Raw genomic sequence first — 18,125 nt, 5'->3', positions numbered from 1 at the left:
ACGCGCCGGCGCCCGCCGCCTCTCAGAAGACGGGCTCTCAGAAGACGGCCTCTCAGGAGACGGCTTCCCAAGAGACGACCTCTCAGAAGACGGCCTCTCAGGGCACGCCTTCTCAGCGGACGGCCTCTCAGGACACGACGCGCAGCGCGCGGTGGGCGGCGGCCCGGACGGCGGCCGGACGCTCCAGGGCCTCCTCGTACCGGGTCCAGACCAGGGCGGCCACGTCCTCGTCGGCGCCGATGGGCGCGCTGACCAGGTCGGCGCCGGCGTCGAGCAGCCGGTCGTGGAAGTGGCCGGGCGCCAGCAGGTAGGACGCCACCGCGATCCGGGGCGCCAGGCCCTCCCTCGCGTGCCGCAGCGCCTCCTCCAGGCTCGGGGCGCCGGCCGACGCGTACGCGGCCGTGACGGGCCGCGAGAGCCGTACGGACAGCAGGCGGGCGGCGGCGCGCACGTCCTCCAGGGCCGCCGGGTCGGACGAGCCGGCCGCGCCGAGGACGACGGTGTCGCAGGACCGCAGCCCGGCGGCGGCCAGCCGGCGGGCCAGCACGGATGTGAGCAGCGGGTGAGGGCCGAGCTGCCCGGCCACCACGGCGTCCGGCCGGGTGCGGGCGACGACGGCGGGCAGGTCGATGTGCACGTGGTACCCGCCGGCCAGCAGCAGCGGGACCACGACCGCCGGTCCGGGCACCTCGGCGAGCACGCCGGCGAGCGGGGGCTCGCTGATCTCCAGGAAACCCAGCTCCACCCGGCGGCCCGGGCGGGCCTGGCGGACCCGGGCGGCCAGGGACTCCATGACGGACTCCCAGTGGCCGCTGCGGGCGCCGTGGGCGGCCAGCACCAGCGCGGGGGCGGCCGCGGCGCGCCCCCGCGCCTGGCGTGCCGTCATCGCTCGTCCCGGCCGCAGGCCAGGCGGTAGCCGCGCTTCACCACGGTCTCGACGATCCCGGCGGGGCCGAGGGCGCGGCGCAGGCGGGTGATGGCCATCTCGACCGCGTGCTCGGCCGAGTCGCGCGAGGGGCCGCCGGGGAGCACGACCCGCAGGTCGGCCCGGGCCACCACGTGCCCGGGCCGCTCGGCGAGCCGCTTCAGCACGGCCATCGGCGCCGGCGGGAGCGGCTTCAGGTCGCCGTCGACGGCGACCGCGTGGCCGCGGATCTCCAGCTCATGCCCGCCCGCGACCAGCCGGGTGACGCTGTTGGCGGGCAGGTGGCGGGCGAGCGTGCGGGCGAGGGCGCCGAGCCGGGCCCGGTCCGGCTGGACCGCCCGGACGCCGCGGGAGGTCAGGGGCCCGGCGGTGACCGGCCCGACGCAGGCCGCCACGACCCGGGTGTCGAACGCGGCCAGCAGGGCGTCCTCGAGGCCGTCGGCGCGGGCCGCCTGGAGCATGGCCAGCACGGCCGGCGCGCTGGTGAAGGCCACCGCGTCCACGGCCCCCGTGACGGCCTGGCTGACCAGGCGGCGCAGCGGGGAGGTGTCGCGGTAGGGCAGCCACCGGTACACGGGCACCTCGATGACCTCGGCCCCCCCGTCGCGCAGCGCGGCGACGAAGCCGGTCAGCGGCTCGCCGTGGAGCTGCACGGCGATGCGGCGGCCGCGCAGGTCCTGGGCGAGCAGGTACTGCTTCACCTCCTCGCACGACTCGGTCGCCGGAGTCCAGAAGTCGGCCAGCCCGGCGGCCCGGACCGCTCCCCTGGCCTTGGGGCCGCGGGCGAGCAGCCGGGCCTTGCCGAGGTGGGCGTTCAGGTCCGAGGACAGGCCCCATCCCTCGGCGGCCGCCATCCAGCCGCGGAAGCCGACGCCCGTGGTGATCACCACGTCGTCCACCGGCGCCTGCAGGCAGGCCCGGGTGGCCGCCAGCAGGCCGGTGTCCTCGGCGAGCGGCACGATGCGGATCGCGGGGGCCCGCACCACGCGCGCGCCGCGCCGTTCCAGCAGCGCCGACAGCTCCTCGCTGCGGCGGGTCGCGGTCACCCCGATCGTGAACCCGGCGAGCGCGTCGGGGGCCGTCTCGAGGGTGACCACGGGTTCGTCCAGCAGCGCGGTCATGCCACGCTCACCTCCACGTTCCCGTCCGTGACCCGGACGGGGTAGGTCGGCACGGCGATGTCCGGGTCGTCCACGGACACCCCCGTCACCAGTGAGAACACCTGCTTGTGCATCGGCGACGCGACGGTCGGCTCGCCGTTCCTGGTGCCGACGATGCCGCGCGACAGCACGTACGCGCCGCTGAACGGGTCGTGGTTGCCCAGCGCGTACAGCGCGCCGTCGAAGGTGCGGAAGACCGCCACCTGTCTGCCGTCAACCAGGACCGCCACGCCGCGCTCGGGGAGCAGTTCGGTGTACGGGCAGACCTGGGTCCATTCGCGCCTGCCGGCCAGGGGGGCCGTCTCGAGCACGGTCATCGCGGTGCCACCTCCAGTGGGATGAACACGGGCTTGATCTGGTCGCGTTCGGTCTCGAACGAGATCGAGGGGTCGGGGACGTCCGGGGCGTTGACGAAGCTGACGAACCTGCGCAGCTTCTCGGGGTCCTCGATGGCGGCCCGCCACTCGTCGGCGTACGTCGCGACGTGCCGCTCCATCTGGGCGTCGAGGTCGGCGCAGATCCCCAGCGAGTCGTCGACGATGACGGCCCGGAGGTAGTCGAGGCCGCCGTCCAGGCTCTCCAGCCAGGCCGCGGTCCGCTGCAGCCGGTCGGCGGTGCGGATGTAGAACATCAGGAACCTGTCGATGGCGCGGACCAGGTCGTCGGTGCTCAGGTCGGCGGCGAGCAGGTCGGCGTGCCGGGGCCGGAAGCCCCCGTTGCCGCCGACGTACAGGTTCCAGCCCTGCTCGGTCGCGATGACGCCGAAGTCCTTCGACCGGGCCTCGGCGCACTCCCGGGCGCAGCCCGACACGGCCGCCTTGAGCTTGTGCGGCGAGCGCAGCCCGCGGTAGCGCAGCTCCAGGGCGATGGCCAGGCCGACCGAGTCCTGCACGCCGTAGCGGCACCACGTGGACCCGACGCACGACTTCACCGTGCGCAGCGCCTTGCCGTACGCGTGGCCGGACTCGAAGCCGGCGTCCACGAGCCGCCGCCAGATGCGGGGAAGCTGCTCGACGCGGGCGCCGAGCAGGTCGATCCGCTGCCCTCCGGTGATCTTGGTGTAGAGGCCGAAGTCACGGGCCACCTCGCCGATCACGATGAGCTTCTCCGGGGTGATCTCGCCGCCGGGGATGCGCGGGACGACCGAGTAGGTGCCGTTCTTCTGGATGTTGGCCAGGAAGTGGTCGTTGGTGTCCTGCAGCGCGGCCTGCTCCCCGTCGAGGATGTGGCCGTTGCCGAGGGAGGCGAGGATCGAGGCCACCGCCGGCTTGCAGATGTCGCAGCCGCGCCCGCTGCCGTGCTCGGCGATGAGCTGGGAGAACGTGGTGATGCCGCGGACCAGGACGATGTCGAACAGCTCGGCCCTGCTGTACGTGAAGTGCTCGCACAGCGCCTTGCTGACCTCGACGCCGGACGTCACGAGGAGCTGCTTCAGCATCGGCACGCAGCTTCCGCAGGTGGTGCCGGCCCGGGTGCAGTCCTTGATGCCCTGGACGTCGGTCAGGCCCTTGTCCGCGATGGCCGAGCAGATCCGGCCCTTCGTGACGTTGTTGCACGAGCAGACCTGGGCGTCGTCCGGCAGGTCGAGCTGGGCCGAGCCCGCGCCGGCGAACAGCAGGTCGTGCGGGGCCGCCGGGAGCGCCTTGCCCACGAAGGGCCGCAGCGCGCTGTACGGCCCGGCGTCGCCGACGCAGATGCCGCCCAGCAGCGTCTTGGCGTCGTCGCTGATGAACAGCCTCTTGTAGATGCCGGCCACCGGGTCCATGTAGGTGACGTCGAGCGCGCCCGACATCGCCCCGAACTGCGCCACCTCCACGCCGAGGAGTTTCAGCTTGGTGGACATGTCGGCACCCTCGAAGACCGCCGGGCCGCCCAGGATCCGGTCGGCGGCCACCTCCGCCTGCGCGAAGCACGGCCCGACGAGCCCGTAGACCATGCCGCCCGCCAGCGCGCACTCCCCGATGGCGTAGACGCGCGGGTCGGAGGTGCGCATGCCCTCGTCCACGACGACGCCGCCGCGCTCGCCCACCTCCAGGCCGCAGGCCCTGGCCAGCTCGTCGCGCGGGCGCACGCCCGCCGAGAACACCACGACCCCGGCCTCGATGACCTCGCCGTCCGGCTTGACCAGCCGCGCCACCCTGCCGTCCGGGCCCGCCTCGATCGCCGTCACCCCGGCGCCCGTGTGGATGGTCAGGCCGAGCGCCTCGATGTGGTGGCGCAGCAGCGAGCCGCCGCCCTCGTCCACCTGGCGGGGCATCAGCCACTTGCTCATCTCGACGACGTGGGTCTCCAGGCCGAGCCCGCGCAGCGCGTCGGCGGCCTCCAGCCCGAGCAGGCCGCCGCCGATGACGATCCCGGCGCCCGCGCCCCGGGAGGCCTCCCTGATGGCGTCCAGGTCCTCGATGGTGCGGTAGACGAAGCACCCGGGCAGGTCCCGGCCGGGGACCGGCGGCACGAACGGCGCCGACCCCGTGGCCAGCACCAGCACGTCGTACGGCTCGGTCTCGCCCGCCTCGGTCGTGACCGTGCGCCGCTCCCGGTCGATCGCGGTCACCCTGCCGCCGAGCCGGAGCGTCACCCCGTCGGGCACGGGGTAGGTGAGGTCCTCCACGGTCCGGCCGCTCAGGTAGGAGGTGAGCGCGACCCGGTCGTACGCGGGGCGCGGCTCCTCCCCCATCACCGTGATCGTCCCGCTGAAGCCCCGTTCCACGAGCGTCTCGGTCAGCCGGTGCGCCGTGGGGCCGAGCCCGACAACGACGAGTCTCATGCGCTCACGCCCTCCTGCTCGCACAGCCAGCCGACGATGCCCTCGACCGCGTCGCGGCAGCCGCCGCATCCGGTCGTGGCCCTCGTCGCGGCGGCCACCGCTTCGACGTCCCGCGCGCCGGACTCCCAGCACGCGCGGATCTGTCCCTTCGTCACGTTGTTGCACTGGCAGACCCGGGCCGCGTCGGGCATCCGGGTCGGGCTGTCGGCCACCGGGACGCCGCCCAGGCCGGGGAACAGCAGTCCCGCGCGGTCGAAGGGCAGCGGCCCTCCCCGGTCGAACAGCTGGGTCAGCGTGCCCACCGCCGCCGTCTCGCCCAGCAGGATCGCGCCGACCAGCCGGCCGTCGCGGATCACGAGCTTGCGGTAGGTGCCCTTGTGCCGGTGGGAGAAGCGGACGATCTCCGCCTCGTCCTCGGTCAGGTGGGTCTCGCCCATCGCGGCGAGCTCCACGCTGGACGCCTTGAGCCGGGTGACCAGCCGGGAGCCGCGGTAGCGGGCCTCCTTGTCGGTCCCCGTCACCAGGTCGGCCACCACCGACGCCTGCTCCCAGGCCGGCGCCACCAGGCCGTACACGTGACCGGCGTGCTGGGCGCACTCGCCGATCGCGAAGATCGAGGGGTCGTCGGTGCGCAGCTCGTCGTCCACGACGACGCCGCGGTCCACCTCCAGGCCCGCGTCGCGGGCGAGTCCCACCACCGGGCGGACGCCGCACGCGAGCACCACGAGGTCGGCGTCCATCCGCTCGCCCGTGGACAGCTCCACGTGCCGCTCCCGTACGGCGCTCACCGTGACGCCCGTGCGGATGTCCACGCCGAGACCGCCGAGGGTCTCCCGCAGGATGAGCCCGGCCTCCGCGTCGAGCTGGCGCTCCATCAGGTGGCCCGCCAGATGGAGCAGCGTCACGGGGACGCCGCGCCCGGCGAGCCCCCGGGCCGCCTCGATGCCGAGCAGCCCCCCGCCGACCACCACCGCGCCGCCGGCCCGCTCCGCCGCCTCCCGGATGCGGTCGCAGTCGTCGAGCGTGCGGAACGCCGTCGCCCGTTCGGCCCCGGGGATCGGCGGGACGACCGGCTCGCTGCCGGTCGCCAGCACCAGCACGTCGTACGGCTCCCGCGTCCCGTCGGCCGCGATGACGGTCCGGCAGTCGCGGTCGATCGCCGTCACCGGGACGCCGAGCCGCGCCGTCACGCCGTGGTCGGCGTACCAGCGCGGGTCGAGCAGCCGGACCTGGTCCGGGCTCGACGTGCCGGCCAGCACGTTCGACAGCAGCACCCGGTTGTACGGCTGCCACGCCTCGGCCCCGAACACCGTGATCCTCACGTCGGCGGACCGGGCGCGCACCTCGCTCACCAGGCGGGCGCCGGCCATCCCGTTCCCCACCACGACAAGCCTCATGCCACCCGCTCCCCGTCGTCGCACCGCTCGACCGCCGCCGCGCACACCTTGAACTCCGGCATCCGCGACGTGGGGTCGAGGGCCGGGTTGGTGAGCAGGTTCGCGCCCTCCCAGTGGAACGGCATGAACACGGTGTCGGGACGGATGGACGCGCTCACCCGGGCCGTGCCGACCGCGCTGCCGCGGCGGCTGCGCACCCGCACGAGGTCGCCCGGCCCGACGCCCAGCCGCTCGGCCAGGTCGGGGTGCAGCTCGACGAACACCTCGGGCGACGCCTCGGTCAGCGGCCGGATCCGCCGGGTCTGCGCGCCCGACTGGTAGTGGGCCAGCACCCGGCCGGTGGTCAGGTAGACGGGGAACTCCTCGTCCACGTCCTCGGCGGCCGGCCGGTGCTCGACCGGGACCAGCCGCGCCCGCCCGTCGGGGGTCGGGAACCGGTCGAGGAACGGCCGCGGGGTGCCGGGGTGCGGCGCGCCGCCGGGGCCGGTGTCGGGGCAGGGCCAGAACACCCCGGTCTCGGCGGCGATCCGCTCGTAGGTGATGCCCGAGTAGTCGGCGAGGCCCCCGGCCGAGGCCGCCCGGAGCTCGTCGAAGACGGTGCGCGGGTCGGCGGGGAACCGGTCGCCCCAGCCCAGGCGTTCGGCGAGGCCCCGGAGGATCTCCAGGTCGCTGCGCGCGCCCGGCGGCGGCGCGGCGGCCTGGCGGCGCAGCAGCACCCTGCCCTCCAGGTTGGTCATCGTGCCCGCCTCCTCGGCCCACTGGGTGGTGGGCAGCACGACGTCGGCCGCCGCCGCGGTCTCCGACAGCACGAAGTCGGACACCACGAGGAGGTCGAGGCCGGCCAGGCGGCGCGCGATCCGGCCCGCGTCCGGGGCGGACACGGCCGGGTTGGAGCCGAACAGCAGCAGGGCCCTCGGCCCGCCGGGCGTGCCCAGCGCGTCGAGCAGCTCGTATGCGGACCGCCCCGGCCCGGGCAGGTCGCCGGGGTCCACCCCCCACACGGCCGCGACGTGCTCCCGAGCCGCCGGGTCGTCGATCCTGCGGTAGCCCGGGAGCTGGTCGGCCTTCTGCCCGTGCTCCCGTCCGCCCTGGCCGTTCCCCTGGCCGGTGACGCAGCCGTACCCGGAGCCCTCACCCCCCGGCAAGCCGAGCGTGAGCGCCAGGTTGATGAACGCGGTGACGGTGTCGGTGCCCTTCGCGTGCTGCTCCGCCCCGCGGCCGGTGAGGACCATCGCGCGGGGCGCCTCGCCGAGGATGCGCACGGCCTCGCGCATCTGCGCGACCGGCACCCCGGTGATCCGCTCCACCCGCTCGGGCCACCAGGCGGACACCGACGTGCGCACCTGCTCGAACCCCGTCGTGCGGGCCGCGAGGTAGCCGAGGTCGGCGTGCCCCTCGGCGATCGCGATGTGCAGCAGCCCGAGCGCGAGCGCGAGGTCGGTGCCCGGCGTCACCTGCAGGTGGAGGTCGGCCAGCCGGGCCGTCGGGGTGAGCCGGGGGTCGGCGACGACGAGCCGTCCGCCGCGCGCCCGCATCGCGGACAGGTGCCGCACGAAAGGGGGCATGGTCTCCGCGACGTTGCCGCCGGCGAGCAGGACGGCGTCCGCCCGGCCGATGTCCGTGATCGGGAACGGCAGCCCGCGGTCCATGCCGAAGGCCCGGTTGGCCGCCGCGGCCGCCGACGACATGCAGAACCGGCCGTTGTAGTCGACCTGGCTGGTGCGCAGCGCCACCCGGGCGAACTTGCCCAGCAGGTACGCCTTCTCGTTGGTGAGGCCGCCGCCCCCGAACACGGCGACGGCGTCCGGCCCGTGCTCGGCCTGCAGCGCCCTGATCCGGGCGGCGGCGTAGTCGAGCGCCTCGTCCCACGGGACGGGCCGGCCGTGCAGGAGCGGGGTGGTGAGCCGTTCCGGCGACGACAGCAGCTCGGCGGCCGTCCACCCCTTCTGGCACAGGGCGCCCGCGTTGGCCGGGACGTCCTCGCGGGGCGTGATCTCGCCGCCGGCCACGTGCATGCCGCACTGCAGAGCGCAGTACGGGCAGTGCGTGGCCGAGCCCACCGGCACCTGTGACATCACAGGAGCGGGAGCGGACAGTGAGATCGGCATGGATCCGATCGTGCTTTCAGGCGGTTTCACCGCTGGGTCCCTTCTGTTACCGCTGTGCTACAAGCCGCCAACCGCGCTAACACCCGCGATCGCGGGCTGTGAGAGACCTCGTCGTCTCGCCGCCGCGCGGTGCGCGGCCTGAGGGAACTCGTGGACGGGGAGGGCCGGGAGTTGCCGCCGCCTCCGCTCGCGCGGCAAGGGCGGGCGCTCAGGGGAGCGCCCGCCGTCGTCGGGCCGCGCGGAGGCGGCCGGGCTCAGACGCGGGCCGCCGCGAGGCTGGGGGCCGTCGCGGCGCCGGACGTCCGCAGGTAGCAGAACCAGGTGATCGGGAAGCACACCGCGTAGAACGCCGCGAAGGCGGCGATGGCCGCGCCGGCGCCCCCGGTCGCCGCGATGGAGCTGCCGAAGCCGCGGTTGATGAAGAAGCCGCCGAACGCGCCGATGGCAGAGATGAAGCCGATGGCCGCCGCCGAGTCGCGCCGGGCGGTCCGGGCGGCCTCCTCGTGCTCGGGGGTGCCGGCCTCCAGACCGGCGACGGCCTTGGCCCGGAAGATGGCCGGGATCATCCGGTACGTCGAGCCGTTGCCCACCCCGGACGTGCCGATGAGCAGCATGTACGCGACGAAGAACAGGGCGAAGGAGTGCCCGGCCAGCCCGCGCCAGACGAGCAGCACCGAGACGATCATGGCGGCGAAGTTCCAGAACGTCACGGCCGCGCCGCCGAGCCGGTCCGACAGCCAGCCGCCGGCGGGCCGGATGAGCGAGCCGACCAGCGGCCCGAGGAAGGCCAGCGAGACCAGCCCGGCGCGCTCCGGGAACTGCGACTTGATGAGCAGCGGGAAGGCCGTCGAGTATCCGATGAACGAGCCGAACGTCCCGATGTAGAGGACCGACATGATCCACGTCTGGGCGCGGCCGGCCGCCTTGACCATCTCCCTCGGCTCGGCCCTGGCCGCGGTGAGGTTGTCCATCAGGAAGTACGCGCCGATCGCGGCGGCCAGGATGAACGGCACCCAGAACAGCCCGGCCGCCGCCAGCCCCAGCCCGCCGATGACCAGCGGCATCACGAGCTGGACCGAGCTGACCCCGATGTTGCCCCCGGCGGCGTTCAGGCCGAGCGCCGCGCCCTGCCGGTCCTGCGGATAGAAGTAGGTGATGTTCGCCATGCTGGAGGCGAAGTTGCCGCCGCCGAGCCCGGCCGTCGCCGCGATGACGAGGAAGGCCCAGTACGGCGTGGCGGGGTCGCTCACCGCGACCGCGAGGAGGACCGCGGGCACGAGCAGCAGCAGGGCACTCACGACCGTCCAGTTCCGGCCGCCGAACCGCGCGGGCGCGAACGTGTAGGGGAAGCGCAGCGCCGACCCCACGAGGTTGGGCAGCGACACGATCCAGAACAGCTGGTCGGTGGAGAACCGGTAGGCGCCGAGCTTCACGGCGACGATGCTCCAGACCGTCCACATCGTGAAGCCGAGGTGCTCGGCGGCTATCGACAGGACGAGGTTCCGCCGGGCCACGCGCCGGCCGCCGCCCGCCCAGAAGGCGGGGTCGTCGGGCCGCCAGTCGGCGATCCACCGGCCCTTGGCCGGGGTCGCGGACGCCACCTGTGCCACCGTCATCGTTCCTCCTGCGTGTCCGGCTGCTTGTCGGGAGCCGTACCGAAACTAGGAGGATCGCGTTACGCACTTCGGCGAAGTGCGACTGTGCACCAGTTACATGTCTCGCACGGGCGAAACAGGCAATCCATACGCATAACGAATGCAACATGGATTTAACAAAGATTGCCCGCTCCCTGGACGGGGAATTCCGTTCTCGTGTCATCGTCGCCGTGGGGAGCGTGCATGACTGTCCGGCCGATCCGCATGTTCACCGATCCGTCGTTACGCCACGTGGCCGAGCCCGTCACCGAGTTCGATCGCCCGCTCCGCGACCTCGTCAGGTCGCTCACCGCCACCATGCGGGCCGGACCGGGCCGCGCCGGGCTCGCCGCCCCGCAGGTCGGGGTCCCCCTCCGGGTCCTCGCGTACGACGTGGACGGCCGGTCCGGCCACCTCGTCAACCCCCGGCTCGAACGTTCCGGGCGCACGGTCGTGGCCGACGAGGCCTGCCTGTCCGCGCCCGGGGTCTGGTGGCCGAGGGAGCGGGCGTTCTCCGTGGTGGCGAGGGGCAGGGACATGCACGGGCGGCCGGTGACCCTGCGGGCCGTCGGCATGCTGGCCAGGGTCCTCCAGCACGAGGCCGACCACCTCGACGGGGTCCTGTTCGTCGACCATCTGCCGGACGAGGACCGGCTCCGTTTCTTGGCGTCCATTTCCTGACGTTTCCATTTATCTCCTCTGTGCCCGGTATCGCCATTCCGTGCGGCGGTCGCGGTATTCGGGAACCGGGGATGGCCCGGACATATCGGTCGACATGTGACCGGTTTCCGGTCCGCATGAATATCCGCGGCGACGGCCGGGGATATCGATGCAACCTCCCGCCGGACGCGCGCCCCCGAGGGCCCGCGCTCACAGGGGAGGGCGCATTTGCCAGCGATGACACGCCGGGCGTTCCTGTCGGCCGCGTCCGCGTCCGCGGGGGGCGGTCTCGTCGTCCTCGCGTGCGGCGCGGCGGAGGCGTCGGCCGCCGTGCCGCTGCGGGGCCGGCCGCGCCGCCCCCGCGTCTACAACCGCACGGAGTGGGGGGCCGCACCGCCGAAGAGCAAGGCCGATGTGGTGGGCCACGCCCCCGACCGGCTCGTCGTCCACCACACGGCCACGGCCAACACCGACGACTGCGACCTCGACGCCGCCTTCCGGCTGTCGCGCTCCATCCAGCGCTACCACATGGGCCACAACGGCTGGGAGGACATCGGCGAGCAGTTCACCGTCAGCCGCGGCGGCCACATCATGGAGGGCCGCAACCGCACGCTGCCCGCCCTGGCCGCGGGCGGGCTCGCGGTCGGGGCCCAGGCGGCCGACCACAACGACCACACCCTCGGAATCGAGACCGAGGGGACGTACATGACGGAGCTCCCCCCGGCCGCCCAGCTGGGCTCGCTCACCGCGCTGCTCGCCTGGCTGTGCGCCTGCTACCGTCTCGACCCGGAGCAGGCGATCGTCGGCCACCGCGACCTCAACCGCACCTCCTGCCCGGGCGACCGCCTGTACGACTACCTGCCCCGGCTGCGCGACGACGTCGCCCGCAGGCTCGGCCGCAGGCCCACCCGGCTCGCCGAGCCCGAGGCGCCGCGGCTCGCCCTGCCGCCGGCGCCGCCTCCGGAGGCGATCCGGCCATACGAGCACGGGCCGGCCGTCGGCCCCCGCGACCGTGCGGCGCGGGCCGCCGGGTTGGCGCCCTGACGTCACGATTCGGCCACGGCGGTGCACGCGAAGGGGGCGTCGAACGTCCGCGTTGACAGCCGCTCAGGCACTTGGTCAGATAGGTATAACGATCAGCGGCCGCCCGGGTTACGCTGCTCGTCCCCCGAGATCGGAGCCGACGGGCGGGCCTGACGTTCTTCAGCTATCGGCGAGGGTGGGGGCATCGATGACGTTCCGGACCGAAATCACGGTGACGGCCGATTCGCGTGGCATCGCGCGCAAGTCAAGATCGGGACGGTAATCTCGGGTTTCCGCGGGTTTTCGGACGGTCACGCCGTCCGGCTCCCGCGATCGCAGCGAAAGCCACCCCGGTACGTCCCATTCCCTCGCGCCTATCGCGACGGGCCCGTGCCACGTGCAACGACGCCGCCAGCACAATGCCCCGGAGGATCCACACGCCATGAACCCCGAGAGCACCCGCCCTCTCCCCCTCTCCCCTTTAGGGTCGTTCGCCGTAAAGCCCGCTGCAGATGGATATATCCGGATTTCACCCTTGATGGCGATCTCACCACGCGTCAGCGTGGTGGTGCCGGCCATGAACGAGGCCGAGAACCTGCCCCACGTGTTCGCGACGCTGCCGCGATGGGTGCACGAGGTGGTGCTCGTCGACGGGAACTCCACCGACGACACCGTGGAGGTGGCCCGGATGCTGCGGCCGAGCCTCCGGGTGGTGCGGCAGCGGGGCACGGGCAAGGGCGACGCGCTGGCCGAGGGGTTCGCGGCCTGCACCGGCGACATCATCGTGATGATCGACGCCGACGGCTCGACCGACGGACGTGAGATCGTCCGCTTCGTCGGCGCACTGGTGGCCGGGGCCGACTACGCGAAGGGCTCGCGCTTCCTCAACGGCGGCGGCAGCGACGACATCACGCCCAGCAGGCGCCTGGGCAACTACGTGCTGAGCACGCTGGTCAACCGGATGTACGGCACCCGCTACACCGACCTGTGCTACGGCTACAACGCCTTCTGGGCGCGGCACCTCGACGCGCTCACCCCCGACTGCGCCGGGTTCGAGGTGGAGACGCTGATGAACATCCGCGCCGCCAAGGCGGGGCTGCGCGTCCACGAGATCCCGAGCCACGAGCGCAACCGCATCCACGGCTCCAGCAACCTGCGCGCGGTCCGCGACGGCTGGCGGGTCCTGAAGACCATCCTGAGGGAGCGTGGCGGTAGGGTCCCAGTGTCCGCCCGGTCCGCCGCGACCGCCCCCTCCCCGGCGCCCTCCCAGGCGGCCGACCAGGGGGCCGCGTGACCGCGCCGGATCTCCCGCTCCGTCCGGACGGCCGCGCCAGGGGGGCGCGCCGCCCGGCGGCCGCGTGAGGCCCGCCGTCCAGGCGGGCAGGTCCCGTCGTCGCCGTCCAGGGGGGTTGGCTGTGTCTCGTCCGCAGGCGCGTCCGCAGGAGACGCGCCCCCGCCGGGTAGCGGTGTGGCGGACGCCCGCCCTGCCGCCGTACGGCGCCGGGACACGCCGCCTCGACCTCCTCCACCCGGCCCGAACCACCCCGGCGGGGCCGGGGCACCGGGCGGCGGGGCACAGGGCGGGCGCGGCGCCGTGACCGAGACCCTCCCCCGCGCCGAGAGCGCCGCGGCCAGCGACGGCGCACCCGCCCGCCGCCGGTTCTCCTTCGGCCTGAACGACCCGCTCTTCAAGAACGCGTACGCCCTGATGGTGAACGCGGGGGCGTCGGGCGTGCTCGGCCTCGTCTACTGGGTCCTGGCGGCCCGCCTGTACGACACGGCGGACGGCGGCAGGGCGATGGCCGTCATCGGTGCCATGCGCCTGCTCGCGGCCGTCACGTCGCTCGGCTTCGTCGGGACGCTCACCCGGTTCATCGCCGACACGGGCCGGGCGACGGCGCGGTTCATCGGCGGCGTCTACCTGGTGTCCATGGGCGCCGCGGCGATGGCCACCGTGGTGTTCCTGCTGACGCTCGACAAGTGGGGCGACAACTACCGCAGCCTCGCCGGCCTCGGGCCGGGCCTGCTGTTCGTCGGCGCGGTGCTGACGTGGGTCGTCTTCACGCTGCAGGACGTCGCGCTCACCGGGCTGCGCAAGGCGACCTGGGTGCCGATCGAGAACATATCGTTCGGAATCGTCAAGATCGTGATGCTGGTCGCGCTCGCGAAGGCGCTGCCGGGCGACGGCATCACGGTGTCGTGGGTCGTGCCGGTGGCCGTCACGCTGCTGCCGGTCAACCTGCTCGTGTTCGGGCGGCTGGTCCCCCAGCACGCGCGGGAGACGGCCGGGCGGCGGCCCCCGGCGGTCCGCACGCTCTCCCGATTCCTCGCGGGCGACTACCTCGGGTCGACGTTCGTCCTGGCGATCACCTACCTGCTGCCGGTGATCGTGGGCGCGTTCGTCGACGCCGCGACCTTCAACTACTACTACAGCGTCGGGATGCTCGGGGCGATCCTCGAGACGCTCGCGATCACGATGGCCACCTCGCTGACCGTCGAGGGCGCGTTCGACAGGGCCAGGCTGGCCGAGAACGGCCGCCGGGCGCTCACCCGGACGTTCGTGATCCTCTGCCCGATCGTCCTCGGCGCGGTGGTCCTGGCGCCGTACGTGATGGCCGCGTTCAGCCCGGCGCACCGGGAGCACGCGACGACGCTGCTGCGGCTGACCGCCCTGGCCACGCTGCCGCGCGCGGTCATCGAGCTGTACCTCGGCGTGCTGCGGGCCAAGAGCCGCCCAAGGAAGCTGGCGTACGTCCAGGGGGCGATGTGCGCCCTGGCGTTCGCCGGGACGGTCGTGCTGCTCCCCCGCCTCGGCATCAACGGCGTGGGCGTCGCCCTGCTGGTCGCGCAGCTCATCACGGCCGCCGCGGTGACCCCGCCGCTGCTGCGGGCGCTGGTCGTCCCGGGTGATCCCGGGGGCGCCCCGCCGTACCGCATCATGGTCATCGTGACGACGATGGCCGACCGTGCGACGACGGCGTGGCACAGGCTCCTGGCGGTCCCCGCGATCCGGCCGGAGCGGGCCAAGGGATGGCTGCTCCCCCTGCTGGCGGCCGAGGGGTTCGGCATCTACCTGGTCGCCCTGCTCGGCCCGGTGAGCCGCCTGACCGGGGTGAACCCCGACCGGATGAACGGCCTCGGGCTCGTCTCCGTGCTGCCGCCCGCCGCCGTCGGCGGGCTCGCGCTGCTGATCGTGGCGTTCTTCGCCACGCTGGCCCAGCGGCGCTACCGCCCGGTGCTGCTGCTGGTCCAGCTGTTCGCCATCACGTTCTGCTTACACGGCGCGTCCGCGCTCATCTCGACCGAGCCACGCTTCCCGACGGCGTGGCTGCACGTGGGGTTCATCGAGTACATCGCGCGGACCGGCGGCACCCTGCCCGGCCTCGACGCGCGGTTCAGCTGGCCCGGCTTCTTCGCGGTGTTCGCCTTCGTCAGCGGCGCGATGGGGATGGAGAACTTCCGCGAGTTCGTCAACTGGGTCCCGGTCGCCTCGAACCTCCTCTACCTCGTGCCGCTGCTGCTGATCCTGCGCCGGATGCGGGCCGACCGGCGGGCCAAGTGGCTGGCCGCCGTCCTGTTCGTCACGCTGCAGTGGATCGGCCAGGACTACTTCTCCCCGCAGGGCACGACCTACTTCATGTATCTGCTGTTCCTGGCCGTCCTCGTGACGTGGTTCGGGCGGCAGGAGACGCGACCAGAGCCCGAGGAGCCCGGCGGGCTGCTGCGCCGCATCGCGCGCCACCTGGACGAGGCCGAGCCCGGCGAGTTCACGTCCCGCCCGGCCGACAAGGTCACCCGGATCGTCCTGTACGCCGTGCTGATCCTGCTGGGCGCCGCCGCGACCGCCGCGCACCAGATCACCCCGTTCATGATGGTCTCGGCGTCGCTCGCGCTGGTGCTCGTCCGGCGGTGCACACTCGGCACGATCCCCTGGATCGTCGCCGGGTTCGCGGTGGGCTGGGTCAGCTACCTGGCCACGCCGTACTGGTACGGGCACATCGACGACATGCTCGGCGGCATCGGGTCGCTCCTCAGCAACCTGAGCGCGAACACCACCGGCCGCATCGCCGCCTCCACCGGCGACCCCATCCACCCGTACGTCCTGAAGCTGCGGCTGGGCTTCGCGCTGATCCTGGTCGTGATGGCGGGCGTGGGCGTGGCCCGGCGGCTGCGCCGCAAGGTCATCGACCGGGTCGCGATGGTGCTCACCATCACCCCGGTCTCGGCGATGGCCATGCAGAGCTACGGCGGCGAGATGGGCCTGCGGGTCTACTTCTTCATGCTGCCCGGCGCCTGCCTGCTCGCGGCGTACGCGTTCTTCCCCGAGTCCCCCGGCAGCATGCGCGGCATGCGGCAGGTGGTCGGCAGGCCGTCCCTGCTCGACCTGCTCCGCGCGCGGCTGGCGCTGCCGCTCGCGTGCGTCACCGTGCTCGCGCTCGCGGGGGGCTTCTTCGTCGCCCGGTACGGCAACGAGCAGTTCGAGCGGGTGACGACCGGCGAGGCGGCGGCGCTCGACTACATCTACGCCCGCGACAAGCCCAGCGCCCGTATCCTGCTGCTGTCGCCGAGCGACGCCAAGCTCGGCGGGGTCAGCGACGACGTCGGCTACAGCGTGGTGCCGTGGCGGGAGAAGCACGTCGAGCGGGTGGAGTGGGCCAGCACCCCGCCCCCGCCCGACCCGTCCGACGTCGCGCCCGTCGCCGCCGCGCTGCGCACGCTGGGGCCGGGGTCGTACCTGCTGGCCACCCGCAGCCAGGACACGATGCTCGAGGTCACCGACCCGCTCGGCGAAGGGATCCCGGACGACTGGGGCCCGCGGATCCGGGCCGCCCTGTCGTCCTCGCCGCAGCTGGTGACGTTGTACGCCAACGACGACGCGGCCGTCTACGCGCTGCGCGACCAGCCGCCGGGGTCGGTGCCGCCGGCGCCCGACTTCACGCTGACGCCTCCCTGGTACACCCCGTGGACGCCCGTCGGGCTCGCCGCGTTCGGGATCGGGCTGGCCGCGCTCGTCACCGTCGAGCTGCTCGCCATCACCGGCTCGGGCGGCGTCCGGCTGCGCCGCCGCCTGGTCCGGCTGGTGGTGCTCATGGGCCTGGTCACGATCGCCGTCGTCGTCGAGCGGTTCGTCACGCTGGGCATCTGAGACCGGGACAGGCGGCGGCCCTGCGATCACAGCCGTTCGACGTTGGGGCCGCGGCAGCGGTTGCGCGTGTCGAAGACGAAGGCGCTCTCGCGCTGGACGAGCCCGTAGTCGAAGCTGTCGTGGTCGGTGAGGATCACGACGGCGTCGGCCGCGGCCAGCTCCGCCCGCGACGGTTCGGCCAGCGCCACGCCCTCCGGGACGAGGGCGAGGTCGACGTGCGGATCCGCCGCCCGGACGTCCGCCCCCAGCCTGCGCAGGCGCCGGGCCACGTCCAGCGCCGGGGACTCGCGGCAGTCTCCGGCGTTCTTCTTGTACGACAGGCCCAGCAGGAGCACACGGCTGCCGTTCACGGCCCTGCGCCGATCGTTCAGCGCCAGGGTCAGCCGGCCGACGACGTGGGCCGGCATGTGGTCGTTCACGTCGTTGGCGAGCTCCACGAACCGGAAGTTGTGCCCCAGCGTGCGCTTGACCTTCCAGGACAGGTAAGACGGGTCGATCGGCAGGCAGTGGCCTCCGACGCCCGGGCCCGGGGTGAAGCGCATGTAGCCGAACGGCTTGGTCGACGCCGCGTCGATGGCCTCCCAGACGTCGATGCCGAGCTGCCTCGCGAAGACCGACAGCTCGTTCACCAGCGCGATGTTGACGTGCCGGAACGTGTTCTCGAGGAGCTTGCACAGCTCGGCCACCTGTGGCGCGGACACCGGGACGACCTGCTCGACGACGGCTTCGTAGAAGGCGCGCACCCGGGCCAGGGATGCCTCGTCCACACCGGAGACGACCTTCGGCGTGTTCTCCAGGCGCCATCGCGGGTTTCCGGGGTCGATCCGCTCGGGGCTGTACCCGAGGAAGAAGTCCCCGGGGGCGCTGAGCCCCGAGCCCTCCTCGAGTATCGGCCGCAGATACTCCTCCGTGGTCCCCGGATAGGTGGTCGACTCGAGGACCACGGTCGCGCCCGGCCGCAGGAAGGGAGCGATGGACCGTCCGGCCGACCCGATGTGGCTGAGGTCGGGGACGCCCTCGCGCAGCGGCGTGGGCACGGTGATCACACAGACGTCGAAGCCGGCGGCGTCGGCGACGTCCGCGCTGGCCAGGTACCGGCCCGTCCGGTGGGCCGCGGCCAGCGCCTCGTCGGTGACGTCCTCGACGTACGACTCGCCGGCGTTGAGGCGCTTGACCCGCCACTCGTCGACGTCGACGCCGACGACCCGGAACCCGGCCTGCACAGCCCGGACGGCCAGTGGCAGGCCGACGTACCCCTGGCCGACGACGACCAGCTTCTCGCTCATAAGACCGTCCCTCATGTTG

12 protein-coding genes are annotated in these 18,125 nt (G+C 73.4%); 4 read left to right on the top strand and 8 right to left on the bottom strand.

Features of this window, described 5'->3' with window-relative positions:
- Positions 1 to 127: 127 nt before the first annotated feature.
- From Mco01_RS23520 to Mco01_RS23490, 7 genes are all read right to left on the bottom strand, one after another.
- Positions 128 to 886, bottom strand: a complete 759-nt coding sequence (locus Mco01_RS23520; protein ID WP_204059073.1) for a sirohydrochlorin chelatase — start codon at positions 884 to 886, stop codon at positions 128 to 130.
- Complete coding sequence (locus Mco01_RS23515; RefSeq protein WP_051457568.1) at positions 883 to 2,046, bottom strand: uroporphyrinogen-III synthase; 1,164 nt, start codon at positions 2,044 to 2,046, stop codon at positions 883 to 885. Before Mco01_RS23515 ends, Mco01_RS23520 begins: the two co-directional genes overlap by 4 nt.
- Entirely contained in the window at positions 2,043 to 2,402 is a 360-nt protein-coding gene (gene nirD, locus Mco01_RS23510) for a nitrite reductase small subunit NirD (protein ID WP_204059072.1), read from the bottom strand. The genes Mco01_RS23515 and nirD overlap by 4 nt, the downstream gene beginning before the upstream one ends.
- Entirely contained in the window at positions 2,399 to 4,852 is a 2,454-nt protein-coding gene (nirB, locus tag Mco01_RS23505; RefSeq protein WP_204059071.1) for a nitrite reductase large subunit NirB, read from the bottom strand. The genes nirD and nirB overlap by 4 nt, the downstream gene beginning before the upstream one ends.
- A complete protein-coding gene (locus Mco01_RS23500) occupies positions 4,849 to 6,249 on the bottom strand; it encodes an FAD-dependent oxidoreductase (protein WP_204059070.1) in 1,401 nt (466 codons plus the stop codon). The genes nirB and Mco01_RS23500 overlap by 4 nt, the downstream gene beginning before the upstream one ends.
- Positions 6,246 to 8,357, bottom strand: coding sequence for a molybdopterin oxidoreductase family protein (locus Mco01_RS23495; RefSeq protein ID WP_204059069.1), 2,112 nt, complete (start codon positions 8,355 to 8,357; stop codon positions 6,246 to 6,248). Before Mco01_RS23495 ends, Mco01_RS23500 begins: the two co-directional genes overlap by 4 nt.
- A 254-nt stretch (positions 8,358 to 8,611) precedes the next feature.
- Positions 8,612 to 9,973 carry an MFS transporter gene (locus Mco01_RS23490; RefSeq protein WP_204059068.1) on the bottom strand — a complete coding sequence of 454 codons (1,362 nt, stop codon included), beginning with the start codon at positions 9,971 to 9,973 and terminating at the stop codon, positions 8,612 to 8,614.
- Between the two features lie 222 nt (positions 9,974 to 10,195).
- On the opposite strand from Mco01_RS23490, the gene def reads away from it, so the two are divergent.
- The 4 genes from def (at position 10,196) to Mco01_RS23470 (ending at position 16,820) form a co-directional block, all read left to right on the top strand.
- Complete coding sequence (def, locus tag Mco01_RS23485) at positions 10,196 to 10,672, top strand: peptide deformylase (protein ID WP_204059067.1); 477 nt, start codon at positions 10,196 to 10,198, stop codon at positions 10,670 to 10,672.
- A gap of 216 nt (positions 10,673 to 10,888) precedes the next feature.
- Positions 10,889 to 11,695 (top strand): peptidoglycan recognition protein family protein, encoded by an 807-nt coding sequence (locus Mco01_RS23480; RefSeq protein ID WP_204059126.1) that lies wholly within the window; start codon positions 10,889 to 10,891, stop codon positions 11,693 to 11,695.
- A gap of 517 nt (positions 11,696 to 12,212) precedes the next feature.
- Positions 12,213 to 12,968: a glycosyltransferase family 2 protein gene (locus Mco01_RS23475; protein ID WP_239103862.1), complete on the top strand. Its 756-nt coding sequence runs from the start codon at positions 12,213 to 12,215 to the stop codon at positions 12,966 to 12,968.
- Between the two features lie 300 nt (positions 12,969 to 13,268).
- The gene (locus Mco01_RS23470) at positions 13,269 to 16,820 is read left to right on the top strand and encodes a lipopolysaccharide biosynthesis protein (protein WP_204059066.1); all 3,552 of its coding nucleotides are present in this window, start codon (positions 13,269 to 13,271) and stop codon (positions 16,818 to 16,820) included.
- Between the two features lie 26 nt (positions 16,821 to 16,846).
- Here Mco01_RS23470 and Mco01_RS23465 read toward each other — a convergent pair whose 3' ends face one another.
- Positions 16,847 to 18,106: a nucleotide sugar dehydrogenase gene (locus Mco01_RS23465; RefSeq protein WP_204059065.1), complete on the bottom strand. Its 1,260-nt coding sequence runs from the start codon at positions 18,104 to 18,106 to the stop codon at positions 16,847 to 16,849.
- Positions 18,107 to 18,125 lie beyond the last annotated feature (19 nt).

The organism is Microbispora corallina (genome assembly GCF_016863035.1).
Taxonomy (GTDB): domain Bacteria; phylum Actinomycetota; class Actinomycetes; order Streptosporangiales; family Streptosporangiaceae; genus Microbispora; species Microbispora corallina.
The sequence above is the reverse complement of the archived record's forward strand: the minus strand, read 5'-3'. Positions and strand labels throughout refer to the sequence as shown.